Genomic DNA, 18,783 nt, shown 5'->3' with positions numbered 1-18,783 from the left:
CAAAAAACTAATATGCCAAATTCGGGCTCAACCATCGCTCTGCTTCTTCCAACTCCATACCTTTTCTTTTGGCATACTCCTCTACTTGGTCTTTAGTTATTTTACCTAAACCAAAATATCTCGATTCTGGGTTTGCAAAGTAAAATCCGCTAACGGCAGCTGTTGGGTACATGGCATAACTTTCTGTTAAACGAAGACCTATTTCTTCTTCAGCATTTAGCAAGGCGAATAAAGTACCTTTTTCGGTATGCTCGGGGCAAGCCGGGTAACCTGGCGCCGGACGAATACCTGCATATTCTTCCTTAATTAAAGCTTGATTATTTAAATCTTCGTCTTTTGCATAACCCCAAAATTCTTTACGAACACGCTCATGCATGCGCTCTGCAAAAGCTTCTGCTAAACGATCGGCCAAGGCTTTCGCCATGATGCTGTTATAATCGTCGTGTTTTGATTCAAATTCTTCAACCAAAGCATCTATACCAATCCCTGTTGTAACTGCAAAACCACCAAAATAATCCTGTATGCCCGATTCTTTCGGAGCAATAAAGTCTGATAAAGCGTAATACGGCTGCCCGTCAACTTTTTCGGCCTGCTGGCGAAGCGTGTGAATAGTGGTGGAATTTTCCGTTCCATTTTCCATTTTCCCGCTAACATCCAAAACAATATCATCGCCAACTGCATTTGCCGGCCAGAAACCAATTACGCCTCTCGCTGTTAGTAATTTTTCATCAAGAATACGTTTCAACAATACTTGTGCATCATAAAAAAGTTTTTTGGCTTCATCACCAACATTTTTATCGTCAAAAATCTTCGGATAACTTCCGCGTAATTCCCAGGTATGGAAAAAGGGCGTCCAATCAATGTATGGTACTAATTCTTCTAAAGGATAATTATCAAAAACCTTTGTACCGGTAAACGCCGGAATAGGAAGTTCAGCTTTAAAATCTATCTTAAATTTATTTGCTCTAGCTTCTTCTAAAGTTTTAAAACGTTTATCAGAACGTTTGTTTAAATGTGCTTCACGAGCCTTATCGTATTCAGCTTTGATGCCTGCAATATAGTCATCCCGGGTTTCCGGATTCATTAAAGTGCTGCAAACCGTAACACTTCTTGAGGCATCCAGAACGTGTATAGCCGGACCAGAATAGTTCGGAGCAACCTTAACCGCAGCATGAATTCGGGAAGTTGTTGCGCCACCAATAATTAAAGGGATAGTGAAATTTTCACGCTCCATTTCTTTGGCGAAATGTACCATTTCATCCAAAGAAGGCGTAATTAACCCACTTAAACCAATAATATCTGCATTAATTTCTTTTGCTTTTTTGATGATGTCTTGTGCCGGAACCATCACGCCCATATCTACAATTTCGAAGTTGTTACAAGCCAGTACAACACCAACAATGTTTTTTCCAATGTCATGAACATCTCCCTTAACGGTTGCCATCAAAACTTTACCGGCCGATGAACTTTGGTTTTGATCCGGATTATCTAATTTTTCTTGCTCGATAAAAGGCAATAAATAAGCAACAGCTTTTTTCATTACCCTTGCTGATTTTACAACCTGCGGCAAAAACATTTTACCGGCACCAAATAAATCGCCCACAATGTTCATCCCATCCATTAACGGGCCTTCAATTACCTGAATCGGGCGAGCGTATTTCTGACGGGCTTCTTCAACATCATCATCCAAATACTCTACAATTCCCTTAACCAAAGAATGTGAAAGGCGTTCTTCAACCGTTCCTTTTCTCCACTCCTCATCTTTAACAAGTTCTTTACCTTTTGATTTTACAGTATCTGCATATTCAACCAATCGCTCTGTAGCATCTTCCCTTCTGTTTAAAAGCACGTCCTCTACACGTTCTAATAATTCTGGTGGAATTTCCTGATAAACTTCGAGCATGCCGGCATTTACGATTCCCATATCTAAACCCGCCTGAATGGCATGGTATAAAAATGCAGAGTGCATCGCTTCTCGAACGACATTATTTCCTCTAAATGAGAAAGAAATATTAGAAACACCGCCGCTTACTTTAGCATGAGGAAGGTTTTCTTTTATCCACCTTGTGGCATTTATAAAATCAACAGCGTAGTTGTTATGCTCTTCTAAACCCGTTGCTACCGTTAAAATATTCGGGTCGAAAATAATATCTTCCGGTGGGAAACCGATTTCGTTAACTAAAATATCATAGCTACGCTTGCAAATTTCTTTTCTACGCTCGTAATTATCGGCCTGACCTTGTTCATCGAAAGCCATTACTACAACGGCAGCGCCGAATTGCATAATTTTACGGGCGCTTTCTTTAAACTTATCTTCGCCTTCTTTAAGTGAAATTGAATTTACAATCCCTTTACCTTGCAAACATTTCAAGCCATTTTCTATAACCGACCATTTAGATGAATCGACCATAATCGGAAGCTTTGCAATATCAGGTTCTGAAGCAATAAGGTTTAAAAATTTCGACATGGCAGCTTCTGAATCAAGCATGCCTTCGTCCATATTTACATCGATTATCTGAGCGCCACCTTCAACCTGTTGCAGTGCAACTGCTAATGCTGCTTCATAATCGCCACCTAAAATAAGTTTTGAAAATTTAGGCGAGCCTGTGATATTGGTTCTTTCCCCAACATTTACAAAAATACTATCAGGTGTTATGGTTACCGGCTCTAAGCCACTCAAACGCATAAATGGTTCAATAGCTGGGATTTTGCGTGGCGCTGCCTTTTTTGCATTTTTTGCGATGCAGCCAATATGGTCTGGCGTGGTACCGCAACAACCACCAACAATATTAACAAAACCCGACTGGATAAAATCATCTACCAAATGAGCGGTTTCATGCGGTTGCTCATCGTAAGCGCCAAACTCGTTTGGTAAGCCTGCATTTGGATAAGCAGAAACATAACAACCAGCTTTTGTAGCTAATTCTTCAATATGCGGACGCATTTCTTTTGCACCCAAAGCACAGTTGAAACCAATACTCAAAGGTTTTGCATGCATAACCGAGTTTAAAAAAGCCTCGGCTGTTTGACCGGATAATGTTCTGCCAGAAGCATCGGTAATGGTTCCCGAAATCATAATTTCGAGCTTACGACCGATAACTTCTTCGTATTTTTTAATGGCCACAATTGCCACCTTTGCATTTAAAGTATCAAAAATGGTTTCAATAAGCAATACATCCGAACCACCATCTACCAAACCACGAACCTGCTCGTAATAGGCTTCTTCCAATTCATCGAAATAGATAGCTCTATAACCTGGGTCGTTAACATTTGGCGACATAGAAAGCGTACGATTGGTTGGACCAATAGCACCTGCAACAAAACATTTGCGGTCTGGGTTTTCAGCCATAAATTCTAACGCAGCTTCTTTAGCAACCCGAGCACCCTCAAAACTTAATTCGTACGACAAATCTTCCATCTGGTAATCTGCCATAGAAATCCTTTGCGTACTAAAGGTATTGGTTTCGATAATATCGGCACCTGCTTTTAAATATTCCAGGTGAATGGCCTTAATAATATCCGGACGAGTTATGTTAAGCAAATCGTTATTGCCCTTAACATCACAAGGATGATCCTTAAAACGCTCCCCTCTAAAATCCTCTTCAGTTAACGTATAACGCTGAATCATGGTACCCATCGCACCATCAATTACCAAAATACGTTTCTCTAGTTCTTCTCTTATACTCATTTGTTGTTTCTAGTAGCAAGTAGTTAGTATCGAGTATCAAGATTCCCAGACATCAATCTAACTGCAGATAATTAGCACAAAATATAGACGTGCGTCTTGATACTTGATACTTTATACCTGATACTTAAAGCTTATTTAAAAAGTTGGCAGATTGATTTACCTTCTTAACTTATCTTCTCTCGCCACTGCTGAGATTAGAATTTAGCACCTTGTGTGGGCACAGGTTGCTAAGACATCGTTGGGTCTAATCCCTCCGTCTTTCTTAATAAGCATACAAAAATGCAACAAAGCAACATCAATTCCAAAAATTATCGCCTTGAAGCCAAATAAAATTACAAAGGCCACGCAAAATTGCGCAGCCTTTAAAATATTGTTCTGTTACAAGTTATTTTCTGCTTCCAAAAATACGAAGTAAGAAAAGGAAAATGTTTAAAAAATCCAGATATAAAGATAAGGCTGCTACGATGGCCATTTTCTTAGATTCTACTTGTAAAACCTGTTCGCCGTTTGCTTCGATACCTTCACCAATTCTTTTAATTTTTTGAACATCATAAGCGGTTAAAGCGGTAAAAATTGCGATACCGATGAAAGCCATAAACAAGCTAAATTGCTCACTTTGGATAAACATATTTACCAAACTAGCAATTACCAAAGCAATTACACCAACCATTAAAATCGGACCGAATTTGCTTAAATCGATGTTAGTCGTGTAACCCATTACCGCCATAATACCAAAAATGCCAGCTGCACCTGCAAAGCAGCTTACAACTGAACCAGATGTATAGGCCAATAAAATAAAGCTTAAGCTAATGCCCGTTAAAACAGAATAAAGCACAAATACACCAATTAATGAAGTATATGAAAGCTTGCTCAAACCAAATCCCATTAATAAAACTAAACCAAGTGGTGCAAACATTGCGATGTAACCGAAAATAGACATACCAACTTTTCCTGTTGATGGATTAACAGTTAATAAATATTGCATCAATTGCTCGTTCTGACTAAATAGGTAAGCCGCAATTGTTGAGAGACTAAGTGCTACAAACATCCAGGTAAATACGTTTGCAAAGAATTTTTTAGAAACAGAGCCTTGTTGTACAAAAACGCTGTTATCTTGATATTGATAATTTTGTTGTTCCATTTTTTATTTTGTGTATTTAAATTATATAAAAATAGATATTTTAATTCAATCTTTTTGTCAGCAACTCTTCAACTTTTTTAAAGAATTGTAACGGTTTTAGTGTACGCCAAGGCATTTCATCAAAGGAGCCACCAAAGTTTATGTAATAATCGATGCTGTTATCCTTAAACTCCCGGATTACATGCTCCTGAAAATTTATGCCCACAATCCACCCATCTTCAACCTCCTGAAACCATTCCTCATAATAACTATCATCAGATGAATGAAAATTGAGTACATTTTCTCCTATAAGGATGAATTTATTAATGCCTTCATCCATCATTAATTCCAAAATATCGCGTTTAAGCAACATGATGTCATTATTTATAGCGTCGTTCCATTCTCCAATAAATTCAATAATGGCATAACTTCTATCATAATCAACAAAAAGCACTTTCATGTATAAGGTATTCGAACCAAATTCATCCCATTGGGGATGTAAAAGAAAATTGTAAATCTGCTTATCGAAGTATAGCTCAGAATATTCTGTATTGTAAAACGGCGAACGTTCATCTTCTGCCGAGATATACTCATCCCTCCATTGATAATACGGCTCTATCTCGTGCATTTCTTAAATTTTTGATTTAAAGATTTACGATTTTAGATTGAAAAATCGTAAATCAGTTTATTTGAAATTGGGTTGCAGCAACCGTAAGTCGTAAATCTACAATCATAAATTCAATTGCCCTGCTTCTACCGCTTTACGAACGCTGCCATAACGATTTAACAAATCTGCTGCTTCATCATAATTAATGTGCAACTCATCAGCAACCATTTGCGTTCCGCGATCAACCAGTTTATTATTGGTTAACTGCATATCTACCATTTTGTTTCCAACAACACGTCCAAGCTGAACCATAACGGTGGTACTCAGCATGTTTAAAACTAATTTTTGTGCCGTGCCTGATTTCATCCTTGTAGAACCCGTAACAAATTCAGGTCCAACTACAACTTCTACCGGAAAATCTGATTCAGCAGCTATTGGTCCGCCGGTGTTACAAACGATACAACCGGTTAAAACGCCAATTTTGCGGGCTGTATTTAAACCACCGATAACGTAAGGCGTTGTGCCTGAAGCTGCTAAACCAACTAAACAATCTTTCTCGTTAATATCGAATTCCTGCAAATCTTTCCAGGCTTGTTCTGCATCATCTTCTGCAAACTCTACGGCTTTTCTAATTGCCGTATCGCCACCGGCAATAATACCAACTACCCAATCGAAAGGCACACCATAAGTTGGCGGGCATTCTGAGGCATCAACCACACCCAAACGGCCACTGGTACCTGCACCAATATAAAAAAGGCGACCGCCTTTTTTCATTCTTTCAGCTACTGCCGAAGTTAATTTTTCTATCTGAGGCAAAGATTTCTCCACTGCAAAAGCAACAGTTTTATCTTCATTATTAATGCCCTGAAGAACCTCCAAAACCGACATTTTTTCGATGTCGTTGTATTTTGATTCTTGCTCGGTAACTCTATCCATAAATTTAATTTTGATAAAATTCGGTAAATTCTTTCTAAAAACTAATCAAAAAAACAAAAATATGTGTCACAAAAATTTAGCAAACACTTAACTAAAGTTATTTAATGTTAAAAATGATAAACAAAAGATGATAAAAATGCGTTAAAAAATTAATCAAACCGCTTATTTTCATAAATTTGTAGCAACGCTAATGAAAAAAAACTCCCGTAATAATGCCTTAATTGCCATAAGCTATTCTGTAATTTTAATAGTAGGTATGGTTTTGGGTATTAAGTTTATCAAAGACCAGGGATATGGCGTTCAAAAACCTACAAAACTAGCCGCAAACTCCGAAAAACTTGAAGAGATTCTGCACATCATCAACGGAAATTATGTAGATGATATCAATACAGATTCTTTACAGAATTTACCTATCGACAGCGTTTTACACCAACTTGATCCGCATAGCGTTTACCTGCCACCTACAAATGCGCAAAATATGCAGGAAGATTTGGAAGGAAATTTTGAAGGTGTTGGATTGGAATACTACATGCTTAACGACACCATGATGGTAACGGGCGTTATTAAAGATGGACCAGCTTACCAGGCAGGCATAAAACTTGGCGATAAAATTTTAAGCATAGATTCTACCGTTGTTAGCGGCAAAAACTTACCCAAAGATCAATTAGCCGGTCGTTTTAAAGGCAAAGCCGGAAGTGGTGTTAATGTTTTATTACAGCATAGCGGAAACCAGCTACCAAACCGCGTAATGGTAACCAGAGGAAAAGTTAACATTAGTAGTGTTGATGCCGCATACATGATTAATAGCGAAACTGGCTATGTTCGCATTAGTAAATTTGGCGCCAATACAGATAATGATTTTTCTGTAGCTGCCAATAATTTAAAGGCCAGAGGCATGAAAAAGCTAATACTCGACTTACGCGATAACGGAGGTGGATATTTTAGTGCGGCAACAGGTTTAGCCGACCAGTTTTTAGGCGAAAATAAACTGATTGTTTACACGCAAGGCAAGCACGAACCACGTACCGATTATTTCTCCACAGGCAGTGGCGCTTTTCAGCAAGGAAAATTAGCTGTTTTAATTAATGAAAACACCGCATCGGCGAGTGAAATTGTTGCAGGTGCTATCCAGGATTTAGGCAGAGGTGTTATTGTTGGTCGCCGTTCTTTTGGTAAAGGATTGGTGCAAGAGCAATTTGCATTTGAAGATGGTTCGGCATTAAACCTTACCATTGCAAGGTACTATACACCTTCTGGTAAGAGTATCCAAAAATCTTACAAAAAAGGTTACGATGCTTACAAACATGAATTAGATGAACGCTTAAACGACGGCGAACTTACCGGAGATTTAACTTCGTTTAAAGATTCTCTCGAAAAAAATAACGGCGTAAATGTTTCGCAAAGAAAACCAAAAACTGTTGGCGGCATACAGCCTGATGTTTTTGTAAAACTCGACACTACAGGTTACAATAAATTCTACAACACTTTGGTAAGCAAAAAAGTGCTTTCTGATTATGTGTTTAATATTTTAACAACAAAATATAGTTCCACATACATCGAACAGAATATCAATACCTTTAACCTTAACGATTTAGATTTTAAAGATTTTATCGGTTTTCTGCAGCGTAAAAATGTGCAAATAGACCGTTTTCAACTCTACAATTCTAAAGGTTTAATTTTAAATGATTTGAAAGCATTACTTTGCAGATACTATTTAGGCGATGTTGGCTATTATAGAGCTGCAAACCAAAACGATAATGTAGTTAAACAAGCCTTAAACAGCTTGCAGTAAATAAAATTCCAGGCATTACTCATGACACTTGAAACAGACAGATTGATTTTGCATCCCTTAACTCATAACCAACTTTTAAAATACGTTAGAAATGATAATTCGTTAGAAAACGAGCTTAAGCTTAAGCATGGCCATAACGTAATTTCTGATGAATTGCAAGAAGCCATTCGCGAAACCATTTTGCCAAACGTAATAGATGCTAACAAGAACTATTTGTATAATACTTTATGGTCAATCATATCAAAAGATGATGAGAAATTGGTTGGCGATATATGTTTTGTTGGCGAACCCGATGCCAATGGAGAAATTGAAATTGGTTATGGAACCTATGAACAATTTAGAAACAAAGGTTATATGACCGAAGCCGTTGGCAGATTAATTAGATGGGCAGCAACGCAACCTGAAGTAAAAATCATAACTGCATCTACAGAAATCGATAATGTAGCTTCCTACTCCGTTTTAGAAAAAAATAATTTTGTAAAAATTGCCGAAGGCGAAGGCATGTTTACCTGGAAACTAAATTTAAGATAACCTATGAAATCAGTATTATCTGCAATGCTTTGCCTGATATTTTCGAGTGTTTTTGCCCAAAACCCAAAACTAAAAATTGAAAAACTAGCGCCCAATTTATACAAATACACCTCATATAACACTTACAAAGGAGATATTGTAGATGCGAATGCCATTTACCTGGTAACAAAGCAAGGCGTTGTGGTAATAGATGCACCCTGGGATGCTACACAGTTTCAACCGTTTTTGGATAGCATAAAGGCAAAGCATAATCAAAAAGTGGTATTGGCCATCGCAACGCATTCGCACGATGACAGATCCGGAGGATTAGGGTTTTTTAAAGCCAAAGGAATTAAAACTTACGCTACAGTTAAAACCAATAAAATACTAGCTGCAACAAATAAACCCACCGCTCAATTTACCTTTAATGGCGATACAACTTTTAATGTTGGCGGTTACAAAATCCAGACATTTTTTCCCGGCGAAGGGCATACTAAAGATAATATTGTGGTTTGGTTTGATAAAGCTAATTTATTGTACGGCGGTTGCTTTGTAAAAAGTATCGATTCAGAAGATTTAGGTTATATCGGTGAAGCAAATGTTAAACAATGGCCTCAGAGTTTAAAAAACCTGCAGAATAAATTTCCTGCTGCAAAGATTTTAATTCCGGGTCATGGAGATGGAAATACACCAAAAGCCATCAATCATTCGCTACAATTACTAAAAGCTGCGGCAGCTAAACCCTAATTTCGAACAAGCTTAAACTTATGCCTTCATAATGCTTCGGCAAACCATCAGTTTTTTCCATAGTTACCACACCGGCATAGTCAAAACCGCAAGCAGTGTAATATTCCAAAAGCTTTTCATTATCGGCCCAGGTATCCATTCTAATAAAAGCAATATTATTTCCGGCTGCAAAACCTTTAGCCCATTTAATAATTTCTTTTACGAAAGCATATCCTCTAAAATCAGGATGTGTAACTATTCTGTGGATGTAAATGGAATCTTTATCCCGCTCGCCCCAGATTAATTTATCATCAAAAGTTACTGCAAAAATGCAGGCAACCACTCCATCAACTAAAATTTTGTATTGTCGGTTTTCGGCAATTTCAGTTTCTACCAAATCCCTGCTGAAACCTTGCCAATGTTTATTAAAAACCTTTTTCTGGTGGGCAACGGCCATATCGTAAAACTCAAAAATTTTATCAATATCCTTAGCTGTGCTGTTCTTAACTTCAATTTGCATGATGTAAAATTATGTTTTTTACCACTGAAACATGGAATACGCGGAGGATTTTATAACAAATTATCAAATCGCCGTTATTCTGCCTATGCGGGAAACGGAAAGCAATTGAAATAAAATTTTCAATAATTTGGATGATTTAATTTTTTGAAGCGCAATTGCACTACATAAATTTACATTTCTTCCCGTTTTCCGTTTATACGCTTCGGGCGCTTCGCAGCCCTGCAGGGTATCACTTCAACCGGGGCTAAAAACTTCTGTAGTGTAAATATTTGTGGGTTTGTGGCGCAAAAACCAACACGAAATGTTATCAATTTAGGGAGAAAACAAATATTATCATCTTGAGTTTCCCAAAGCATCGATACAAGTTATCGAAGGATATATATTTTTCGTTTTTCGGTTGCAAGAAAGGTCTTCGACAGGCTCAGACTGACAACGGCTTTTTTAGAGTATGTGAAACTGAGGCAAGGGGTGGTTAACCTACCCCAAAAGCACATTACTTTGTAACTAAACCTGATTGACGTGGAAATCCCCCGATTTTTCTTCGGGGATTGAAACAAAAAAGCAGGGCTGCTTTCTCCTATGGAATGCGAACCCTGCTTTTCTAATTATTTTTAAAAACTCTTGCTTATTTCTGTCTAAAATAAATTTGAATCGGAACTCCAGAAAAATCGAAGTTTTCTCTTAATTTATTTTCGATGAAACGCTTGTACGGATCTTTAATGTACTGCGGCAAATTACAGAAGAAGGCAAACATTGGCGATGTTCCGTTAATTTGAGTAATGTATTTAACTTTAATGTGCTTGCCTTTTAGTGCCGGCGGCGGGAAAGCCTCGATTAATGGCAGCATTATATCATTTAATTTTGACGTCGGTATTTTTTTGCTACGGTTTTTATGAACTTCTAAAGCTGCTTCGATAGATTTAAAAATACGTTGTTTGTTTAAAACAGAAGTGAAAACGATAGGCACATCGGTAAATGGTTTGATGCGTTCTCTAATTTCATCTTCAAAAACCTTCATGGTTTTGGTGTTCTTTTCAATTAAATCCCACTTGTTTACCAAAATTACAATACCTTTTTTATTCTTTTCGGCCAGGTGGAAGATGTTAATATCCTGACTTTCGATACCTTCTTGGGCATCAATCATCAATACCACAACATCAGCCTCTTCTAAAGCTTTAATGGTACGCATTACCGAATAAAACTCAAGATTTTCTTTAACCTTAGTTTTTTTACGCAATCCGGCAGTATCAATTAACATAAATTCGTGACCGAATTGGTTGTAATGAATTTTAATTGAATCGCGTGTTGTACCGGCGTTTGCGGTTACAATATTGCGTTCTTTACCGATTAAAGCGTTTACCAAAGAAGATTTACCCACATTTGGGCGACCAGCGATGGTTACTTTCGGCAATTCATTTTCTTCTTCAGGCTCATCGTTAAAGCTTTTAATTACTTCATCCAACAACTCTCCGGTTCCAGAACCCGTCATTGAAGACAGGGGGTAAACTTCGCCTAAACCAAAACCATAAAAAGTATGAACTTCGTTGTATAAAGCGGTATTATCTACTTTGTTGGCGCAAACAAAAACAGGTTTTTTACTTCTGCGAAGTACCTGGGCAATATCATCATCTAAATCTGTGATACCGGTTGTAACATCAACCATAAAAATAAGCACACTTGCTTCTTCAATGGCAATCATTACCTGTTCGCGGATAGCGGCTTCGTAAACATCTTCTGAGTTTGCAACGTAACCACCTGTATCAATTACTGTAAATTGTTTGTCGGTCCACTCGCCTACACCATAATGCCTGTCGCGGGTTACGCCGCTCATATCATCAACAATTGCCTTCCGACTTTCTGTTAAACGATTAAATAGTGTACTTTTTCCTACGTTTGGCCTGCCTACGATGGCGATAATATTACTCATTGTATGTGTTATTGATAGTTAATGGCTTATAGTTAATGGTCGCGGTGTTTAGGCAAGCTGCTTAAACGATTGGGCTATCAGCCATTGACTATCAACTACTAACCGATTTATTTCGGGCTGCAAAGGTACGCTTAATTATCGTAACCAAAGCTCTTTAGGTAATTCTTTTTGCTTCTCCAATCGGGAATTACTTTAACAAACAGTTCTAAAAAAACTTTATTTCCTAAAAACTTCTCAATTTCGAGGCGGGCTTCGGTACCCACTTTTTTAAGCATTTTACCACCCGTACCAATTAAAATGTTTTTTTGCGAATCGCGTTCTACCACAACTTCGGCGCTTATTCTAACCATTAAATCACCTTCTTTACCAGAACGTAATTCTTCTTCTTTAAAGCTTTTTACAATAACTTCGGTACTGTATGGAATTTCTTTCTGGTAGTTTAAAAAGATTTTTTCGCGGATGATTTCGGACACGAAAAAACGCTCAGAACGATCGGTTAATTCTTCTTTATCGTAATATGGTGGATGTTCGGGCAGCATTTCCAGAACGCGTTCTAATAATCCATCAACATTATGTTTGTGCAAAGCAGAAATTGCATAAATGGCCACCGGGTTTAATTTTTCCTGCCAATAAGCAATTTTTTCATCCACCTGCTCTTGTAACGCTGTATCTATTTTGTTAATCAGTACAATTGTTGGAATGTCGCGTTTAATTAATTTATCTAAAACGTCGTCTTCATCGTGTGTTTCGTTAATGTCGGTCACAAATAAAAGCACATCAGCATCGGTTAAAGAACCATTAACAAAGCTCATCATACTTTCTTGCAAACTATATTTGGGCTTGATAATACCTGGAGTATCAGAAAAAACAATCTGATATTCTTCTTCATTTACTATACCTAAAATGCGGTGTCTTGTGGTTTGCGCTTTAGGTGTAATAATACTAAGTCGCTCGCCTACAAGCACATTCATCAAGGTTGATTTACCAACATTTGGCTTACCAATTATACTAACAAAACCTGCTTTATGTGCCATTAAAATATTTTTTAAAAAAAATTTGCACTACAAAGAAACGAATTATATCTTTGCATTCCAATTCGGAAACAGAGTTAAGGATTTAATTCAAGCTAAAAACGAGTTGTATATAATGCGGGGTGGAGTCCCGAAGTTTCGGGATTACGCTCGTTAGAGCTAATGCCGAATTAAAAACACCAAATATAATGCGGGGTGGAGCAGTTGGTAGCTCGTCGGGCTCATAACCCGAAGGTCGCACGTTCGAGTCGTGTCCCCGCTACCAAGTTGAATGGCGATTTTAGATTAATGATTGTATATTTTACCAATCGTAACACTTAAATCCGAAATCGCAAATCAAAATGGCCCGTTCGTCTAGGGGTTAGGACGCCAGATTTTCATTCTGGAAACAGGGGTTCGATTCCCCTACGGGCTACGAAGCTGCTTTACAAATGTAAAGCAGCTTTTTTCTTTAATACAAAAAGCACATGTAGAAAATATATTCCTAATTGTGCTAAGCAAGTCCTCCCTTTTATTTATTTTAGTATCCATGTTTAACTTTTAAAATCACCCTTTTTTTGAAATTATCACTATTTGTCATCATTTTTTTAATCAGTACGATTTGCTTTGCTCAATCGCCTAGCAAACACTCAATGGATAAAGCATATCTAATTGGAAGAGATATGACTGATGTTGACTCCAGTGATTTGATGATACAAAAACTATTAAAGCAAACCAGGGCACACCAATACCAACAAGGAACAGTTAACCTTTTAATTTTAAGGTGCGTAAATCTTTATAATAGTGGCAAGTTCGATGAAGCACTTAAAACCATCCAAAAAATTGAGCCTGAAGTTAGAGCATTAAAAAATCCTGCAAGTCTTTCTCATCTCTTTGCATTAAAAGCGAATTGCTATGGAAATTTATTTTTCTTTAATAAGAGTAAAGAATATCTCTTAGAATCTGAAACTTATGCTAAAAAAATAGAAGAGAAGGATTTAAGGAATTTTAATTTAGGAAGAGTATATCGATTAAGGGCGGTGAATATTGAAAACAACAAAACCGTACCTGTTAACTTAGATTCGGTTTTATACTACCGAAAAAAAAGTTATAATATCCAGCAATTTATTTCAAATAAAAAATTGAAAAACGCATTGGTAATTGATGCTTCTTTACTTGGTACATTTTATCTCAACAAAGGCCAGCTTGATTCTGCGAAGCATTATTTTGAAGCATCAAATGCATTGGCTGAAAAACTAAAACTTCTTAAACTGAGCATAGAATCATTTCTGGGTTTAGGTCAGATTTACACAAAGCGAAATGAAACAGATAGTGCATTATTATATTATAAAACCGCATTAAAAATTGCCCAAAAGGGTAAAAGAGTAGGCAATATAAAAGCAAGCTATAGGTTAATTGCGCAGCTTTACGAAAAACTGGGCGATAAAGATAATGCTAAAAATTACGCAAGCATGTATGCAGCTATTACTGATAGTATTGCAGCTGCAAATAAAGTTTCTTCTCAGGTAACTGCAGAAATTATACTTGCTGAGAAAGAAACTCACCACGAAAAAAGCCGGATGACTTACGTTACGCTAATTGTGGCAGCTATTATTGCCGTAATTGCATCTATCCTGGCCTTCTTTCATCTGCGAAACAAGCATAGCAATTCAGTTAAAACCCATCAACAAGAAAAAACATTATTAAATAGGAAGTTTGAGGAATTGCAGGTAGATAAATTGAGCGAAGATGTGTTGAAAGAAATTAACAATCTTGTAAAAGACAACGACCCCTCATTTTATGCTAAATTTAAAGAGCATCACCCTGTTTTTATCTACAAGCTGACTAAACACTCCCCCGATATTCTATCATCAGATTTAGATTTATGCGCTAAGTTAAAACTCGGATTTAATACAAAAGAGATAGCATACTTTAGCAAAACATCTTTAAGAGCCGTAGAAAGCCGTAAATATAGAATCAGGAAAAAAATAGGTTTATCTACAGATGATGATTTAGCGACATGGATAGTTAATTTGTAGCTAAAGTATTTTAAAAACGAAGAGATAAAAAATTAGGCAAAAATACCGCAGAATAATGCCTTAATTTTAGATGGGAAATGTCTGATTACCTTCTTTAAATTTTATCTCAAATCTGGTATCATCTATACCATAGGTTTTTAGTTTGAAACTAAAATTATGATTTAGTAATATTTCCCGGACCAGAGTTAGGCCTATGCCCTGTCCGTCTTTCTTAGTTGTAAAAAACGGGCTAAATAACATGTCTTCATGCTCTGGCGATATGCCATTTCCTGAGTTAGAAATATCCAATCTATAATCTTCAAAATCTATATAGATTTTGACTATACCATTTTTTCCAATAGCCTCAACAGCATTTTTTACAATGTTAATTAACGCTTGCTCCATCTGTTCTACATCAGCAAGAATAAAAAAAGGTTTATCTGGAATATTAAATTTGAATTCGATATTTTTCTCCTGAAGTGTAAAATGCAGTAGTTCCGTTATCGAAATAAGCAAAGAAACCAAATCAATCTGCTTACGATTGGCTTTAGGTAGCTTAACTAAATCAGCAAAATTCCGCATAAAAATGCTCAAATTTTGATTTCGGTCGATAGCTACTTTCATCGCATTTTTTATCATTAACTCTTTATCGTTGGCCCACAAACTCTGTTGAGCCAATGCAGTATTCATTATCGAATTTACCGGACCAATTGTGTTGTTAACTTCATGTGCCATCATTCTGATAACCTTATTATAAACCCCTTTTTCGGCTGCAAAAATTTCGGCAGTTACTTCTTCCAACATAATAAATATGCGCTCAAAACCCCTATCCATAAATTTAGATTTTTGCACTTTATAGTTATGTAAGCCATCAATCCTAATCATTTTAGCAGTACCGGTTTGCATGTTGTGTATATGTGTTTCGAGCAATTCAGGATTTGTTTTCAAAATCGCCAATGCTTTAGGATTAATCTGTTTAATCTGTTTATCAAAATCGAGTGTAATAATCCCGGTTGGAGAAGTTTGAATCAGTTTTTCCAGAAAAAAATGCTGTTCTTCCTGTCGGGTTCGTTCTGCCCTTAATTCATCAATCATGCGGTTATAAACGCCAACCAATTCATCAACTTCTTTTTTGCCGGTTTCTACAAATTTTACGTTAAAATCTTTATCCTTAATTGCAGAAATTCCTTGTTTTAAATAGGTAAGCGGACTAATTAATTGTTTATACAGATTGATAGAAATAACAACCGAGCATAAGATGGCAACTTCAGAAACGATGAAAATGAGCTTTTCTGTTTGGAAAATGAAATAACTCAGCACCAAACAAATGATGTGCAGAATTACGATAAATAAAATATACTTAGTCTTCAGTTTCATTAAAAGGAATTTGATGCTTCTCCAGGCGGCGATAAAGTGCATTTCTGGTTATACCTAAAGATGCAGCCGCTTTTGTAATTCTGTTTTTATGGAAATTCATAGCCTGCTTTACCATTTCAGCCTCCATTTGCTCAAGAGTCATGGTACCAACACCCGGTAATTTCACTTTATCGTTTTTTAAAGGCGATAAATTTAACTGCGACTTAAAATCATCAATACCTAATTCATTTTTATTGCTGATAAGAACGGTTCGTTCTACCAGATTTTTTAACTGGCGAATGTTTCCCGGCAAAGGCAATTGCTGCAACCAACGCACCGCTGAGGGTATAACCTGTAAATCTGGCCTATTGTAGAGCTCTTTCATATTTTCGATAAAGAAATTTACCAGAAGCGGGATATCACCCGAACGCTCCCTCAACGCAGGCAAATGAATAGTTATCAGGTTTATTCTGTAGAGTAAATCTTCCCTAAACAATCCCGAACCTACCATTTCGTTCAGGTTTTTATTGGTTGCGCAAACAACCCTTGCATCAACAGTTTTGGTTCGGCTGCTGCCCAAAACTTCATAAGTTCTATCTTGCAAAACCCTTAAAAGCTTTACCTGACTAGAAGCTTCCAAATCGCCAATCTCATCTAAAAAGATTGTGCCCTTATTGGCCATTTCAAAGCGCCCGATTCTGTCGAAACGAGCATCGGTAAAGGCACCGCGAACATGGCCAAACATTTCACTTTCAAACAATGAGGTAGAAATGCCTCCCAAATTTACCTTAACAAAAGGCTTTAAAGAGCGGGCACTGTTCTCGTGTATAGCTTCTGCAATTAATTCTTTGCCCGTACCGCTTTCGCCGGTAATTAACACAGAAGCATTTGTTCCTGCTACCCTACCAATAGTTTCTAAAATATTAATTAACCCGGCATCTTCACCGATAATTTGCGAGAAATTATATTTTTTTGTTAGTGATTTCCGGCTTTGAGAAATAGCTTGCCTTACATTTAATTGCAAAAGGGTTTCAACGGTTTGTAAGAGATATTCGTTATTCCAGGGTTTGTTAACAAAATCATTGGCGCCAAGTTTCATACCCTCTACTGCAAGTTCGATACTTGCCCATCCGGTAATTAAAATAATTGGCACTTTGGTATCAACCGCTCTGATTTTTTTAAGCAAACTCATTCCCTCCTTACCAGATGTATCGTTATAAAAATTTAAATCTAAAATAATCAGATCAGGCTTTTTTGATTGCACCCTTTCAAAAGCTTCAACAGCATTATCAGCCGTAAGCACCTCATTCCCGGCTCCTTTTAGCAGAAGCGAAATTGAAGCTCTTACCGCGATATCATCATCAACAACTAAAATCATATACGAAGTTAAAAAATTAGTCTTCATGCAATGCAATGGCAGGATGAATTGCCGCCGCTTGCTTACCCGGATACAACGAACAAGCCAAAACCAATGTATAAATAAATAATATTGCTAATAAAATGGCTATAACATAAACGCTTGCAGGTATGGCAAAAACATTTAACAGCGGAAACTGAACAGCAAAAAAACAACCTAATAATAACGAAATTGTAGTTAGTATTAATGATTCTAAAACCATTTGTAAAGATACCGAGGCACCACTTGCACCAATCGCCCGCCTTAATCCAATTTCTCCTTTTCTTTTATTAATGTTGTACCACAATACGCCAAACAAGCCAAGCGCAACATTTATAATCAAGAAAGCGGCAACAATTACAAACAGAAATATAGGTATCAGTGTAGTTCTGTTTCTTGATGCCCGCATTTCATCAACGTGCTGTATTTCTACAGCACTGCGTGTGGTGCTTGTCATAAATTTATACAGCTTGCTTTCAAAAGTTGCATCGGCAGTTTCGTTTACTTTTATTAAAATGTTACTTGTCCATTTTAAATTAGCTGTATCAAGCTGCACAAACATGATGTTATTCATCGGTGCAAAATCTCCGTCTGATTTGAAATCATTTGCAATGCCAATAACTTTTAACTTTTCTTTCTCATCGCCTATTATTTTACCTATTCCCTTTTCCTTTCCAAACATTTCCTGTCTTAAAGATTCATTAATAATGATGGCTTTATCTTTCGTAACCAAATCTTCGGGCAAAAACCACCTGCCATATTTCAGTTTCACATCCCATACTTTGTTATAATCGTTAGAAACTACGTAATGATTAATCATATTAAAATCTTTCTTTCCATATTTTAACCCTCTGTTCATAAAACTAGAAGAGTATGGAAAATTAGAATGCGAAAAACTAACTTCTTTAATCTCTGGCATAGATTTTAAACTTTTCTCCAGATTAGCATAAAAGGTAGTTAAGGTATCAGGGTTTTTAGACAATTGCTCACCGCTATAAGCAATTGCCCAAACCCTGTTATAATCAAAACCTAAAGGCCTTGAATAGTTCTGATAGTAATAAGTTATGTAAGAAAAAACAGCAAACACAACCAGAAACGAAATCAGAATTTCTGTTAAAAAAAGAAAGTTTTGCTTCCTTTTATTCCATATTAATTTAAATAGATGCTTAAACATATA

Annotated in this window: 14 protein-coding genes, 2 tRNA genes and 1 riboswitch; of the genes, 6 read left to right on the top strand and 10 right to left on the bottom strand. The window is 36.8% G+C overall.

What is annotated here, in order from left to right:
• Positions 1-7: 7 nt before the first annotated feature.
• The 4 genes from metH to murQ all read right to left on the bottom strand — a co-directional run bounded on the left by metH (position 8) and on the right by murQ (position 6,351).
• A complete protein-coding gene (gene metH / locus LUA86_RS02565) occupies positions 8-3,688 on the bottom strand; it encodes a methionine synthase (protein ID WP_231458988.1) in 3,681 nt (1,226 codons plus the stop codon).
• Between the two features lie 166 nt (positions 3,689-3,854).
• Positions 3,855-3,960, bottom strand: a riboswitch (SAM riboswitch).
• Between the two features lie 113 nt (positions 3,961-4,073).
• Positions 4,074-4,829, bottom strand: coding sequence for a Bax inhibitor-1/YccA family protein (locus LUA86_RS02560; protein ID WP_231458987.1), 756 nt, complete (start codon positions 4,827-4,829; stop codon positions 4,074-4,076).
• Between the two features lie 40 nt (positions 4,830-4,869).
• Positions 4,870-5,436 carry a hypothetical protein gene (locus LUA86_RS02555; protein ID WP_231458986.1) on the bottom strand — a complete coding sequence of 189 codons (567 nt, stop codon included), beginning with the start codon at positions 5,434-5,436 and terminating at the stop codon, positions 4,870-4,872.
• Positions 5,437-5,538: 102 nt separating this feature from the next.
• Positions 5,539-6,351 (bottom strand): N-acetylmuramic acid 6-phosphate etherase, encoded by an 813-nt coding sequence (gene murQ / locus LUA86_RS02550; RefSeq protein WP_231458985.1) that lies wholly within the window; start codon positions 6,349-6,351, stop codon positions 5,539-5,541.
• Positions 6,352-6,541: 190 nt separating this feature from the next.
• Here murQ and LUA86_RS02545 point away from each other — a divergent pair, with 190 nt between their 5' ends.
• The 3 genes from LUA86_RS02545 to bla are packed head-to-tail and all read left to right on the top strand — an operon-like array spanning position 6,542 to position 9,400.
• On the top strand, positions 6,542-8,143 hold the full coding sequence (locus tag LUA86_RS02545; RefSeq protein WP_231458984.1) for a S41 family peptidase: 1,602 nt from the start codon (positions 6,542-6,544) through the stop codon (positions 8,141-8,143).
• Between the two features lie 21 nt (positions 8,144-8,164).
• On the top strand, positions 8,165-8,674 hold the full coding sequence (locus LUA86_RS02540) for a GNAT family N-acetyltransferase (RefSeq protein ID WP_231458983.1): 510 nt from the start codon (positions 8,165-8,167) through the stop codon (positions 8,672-8,674).
• A 3-nt stretch (positions 8,675-8,677) separates the two neighbouring features.
• A complete protein-coding gene (gene bla / locus LUA86_RS02535) occupies positions 8,678-9,400 on the top strand; it encodes a BlaB/IND/MUS family subclass B1 metallo-beta-lactamase (protein ID WP_231458982.1) in 723 nt (240 codons plus the stop codon).
• On the opposite strand, the gene LUA86_RS02530 is transcribed toward bla, so the two are convergent.
• From LUA86_RS02530 to era, 3 genes are all read right to left on the bottom strand, one after another.
• Positions 9,390-9,899 carry an N-acetyltransferase gene (locus LUA86_RS02530; protein ID WP_231458981.1) on the bottom strand — a complete coding sequence of 170 codons (510 nt, stop codon included), beginning with the start codon at positions 9,897-9,899 and terminating at the stop codon, positions 9,390-9,392. The two genes, bla and LUA86_RS02530, sit on opposite strands and share 11 nt — an antisense overlap.
• 625 nt (positions 9,900-10,524) lie before the next feature.
• Positions 10,525-11,826 carry a ribosome biogenesis GTPase Der gene (gene der, locus LUA86_RS02525; RefSeq protein ID WP_231458980.1) on the bottom strand — a complete coding sequence of 434 codons (1,302 nt, stop codon included), beginning with the start codon at positions 11,824-11,826 and terminating at the stop codon, positions 10,525-10,527.
• A gap of 131 nt (positions 11,827-11,957) precedes the next feature.
• Positions 11,958-12,860, bottom strand: coding sequence for a GTPase Era (gene era / locus LUA86_RS02520; RefSeq protein ID WP_231458979.1), 903 nt, complete (start codon positions 12,858-12,860; stop codon positions 11,958-11,960).
• A 186-nt stretch (positions 12,861-13,046) separates the two neighbouring features.
• Between era and LUA86_RS02515 the strand changes: the two genes are divergently transcribed.
• The 3 genes from LUA86_RS02515 (at position 13,047) to LUA86_RS02505 (ending at position 14,875) form a co-directional block, all read left to right on the top strand.
• Positions 13,047-13,122 (top strand) — tRNA-Met (locus tag LUA86_RS02515).
• A gap of 78 nt (positions 13,123-13,200) precedes the next feature.
• Positions 13,201-13,272 (top strand) — tRNA-Glu (locus tag LUA86_RS02510).
• Between the two features lie 217 nt (positions 13,273-13,489).
• A complete protein-coding gene (locus tag LUA86_RS02505) occupies positions 13,490-14,875 on the top strand; it encodes a tetratricopeptide repeat protein (protein ID WP_231458978.1) in 1,386 nt (461 codons plus the stop codon).
• Between the two features lie 66 nt (positions 14,876-14,941).
• On the opposite strand, the gene LUA86_RS02500 is transcribed toward LUA86_RS02505, so the two are convergent.
• The 3 genes from LUA86_RS02500 to LUA86_RS02490 are packed head-to-tail and all read right to left on the bottom strand — an operon-like array spanning position 14,942 to position 18,780.
• The gene (locus LUA86_RS02500) at positions 14,942-16,231 is read right to left on the bottom strand and encodes a PAS domain-containing sensor histidine kinase (RefSeq protein ID WP_231458977.1); all 1,290 of its coding nucleotides are present in this window, start codon (positions 16,229-16,231) and stop codon (positions 14,942-14,944) included.
• The gene (locus tag LUA86_RS02495; RefSeq protein ID WP_231458976.1) at positions 16,215-17,615 is read right to left on the bottom strand and encodes a sigma-54 dependent transcriptional regulator; all 1,401 of its coding nucleotides are present in this window, start codon (positions 17,613-17,615) and stop codon (positions 16,215-16,217) included. Before LUA86_RS02495 ends, LUA86_RS02500 begins: the two co-directional genes overlap by 17 nt.
• Complete coding sequence (locus LUA86_RS02490) at positions 17,605-18,780, bottom strand: ABC transporter permease (RefSeq protein WP_231458975.1); 1,176 nt, start codon at positions 18,778-18,780, stop codon at positions 17,605-17,607. The genes LUA86_RS02495 and LUA86_RS02490 overlap by 11 nt, the downstream gene beginning before the upstream one ends.
• Positions 18,781-18,783: the final 3 nt, after the last annotated feature.

The organism is Pedobacter sp. Leaf132 (assembly GCF_920984695.1).
GTDB lineage: Bacteria > Bacteroidota > Bacteroidia > Sphingobacteriales > Sphingobacteriaceae > Pedobacter.
The sequence above is the reverse complement of the archived record's forward strand: the minus strand, read 5'-3'. Positions and strand labels throughout refer to the sequence as shown.

Excerpts from the sequence above, each read along its gene's own strand:
- metH (WP_231458988.1), bottom strand. The coding sequence starts at position 3,688 with ATGAGTATAAGAGAAGAACTAGAGAAACGTATTTTGGTAATTGATGGT.
- LUA86_RS02560 (WP_231458987.1), bottom strand. The coding sequence starts at position 4,829 with ATGGAACAACAAAATTATCAATATCAAGATAACAGCGTTTTTGTACAA.
- LUA86_RS02555 (WP_231458986.1), bottom strand. The coding sequence starts at position 5,436 with ATGCACGAGATAGAGCCGTATTATCAATGGAGGGATGAGTATATCTCG.
- murQ (WP_231458985.1), bottom strand. The coding sequence starts at position 6,351 with ATGGATAGAGTTACCGAGCAAGAATCAAAATACAACGACATCGAAAAA.
- LUA86_RS02545 (WP_231458984.1), top strand. The coding sequence starts at position 6,542 with ATGAAAAAAAACTCCCGTAATAATGCCTTAATTGCCATAAGCTATTCT.
- LUA86_RS02540 (WP_231458983.1), top strand. The coding sequence starts at position 8,165 with ATGACACTTGAAACAGACAGATTGATTTTGCATCCCTTAACTCATAAC.
- bla (WP_231458982.1), top strand. The coding sequence starts at position 8,678 with ATGAAATCAGTATTATCTGCAATGCTTTGCCTGATATTTTCGAGTGTT.
- LUA86_RS02530 (WP_231458981.1), bottom strand. The coding sequence starts at position 9,899 with ATGCAAATTGAAGTTAAGAACAGCACAGCTAAGGATATTGATAAAATT.
- der (WP_231458980.1), bottom strand. The coding sequence starts at position 11,826 with ATGAGTAATATTATCGCCATCGTAGGCAGGCCAAACGTAGGAAAAAGT.
- era (WP_231458979.1), bottom strand. The coding sequence starts at position 12,860 with ATGGCACATAAAGCAGGTTTTGTTAGTATAATTGGTAAGCCAAATGTT.
- LUA86_RS02505 (WP_231458978.1), top strand. The coding sequence starts at position 13,490 with ATGGATAAAGCATATCTAATTGGAAGAGATATGACTGATGTTGACTCC.
- LUA86_RS02500 (WP_231458977.1), bottom strand. The coding sequence starts at position 16,231 with ATGAAACTGAAGACTAAGTATATTTTATTTATCGTAATTCTGCACATC.
- LUA86_RS02495 (WP_231458976.1), bottom strand. The coding sequence starts at position 17,615 with ATGAAGACTAATTTTTTAACTTCGTATATGATTTTAGTTGTTGATGAT.
- LUA86_RS02490 (WP_231458975.1), bottom strand. The coding sequence starts at position 18,780 with ATGTTTAAGCATCTATTTAAATTAATATGGAATAAAAGGAAGCAAAAC.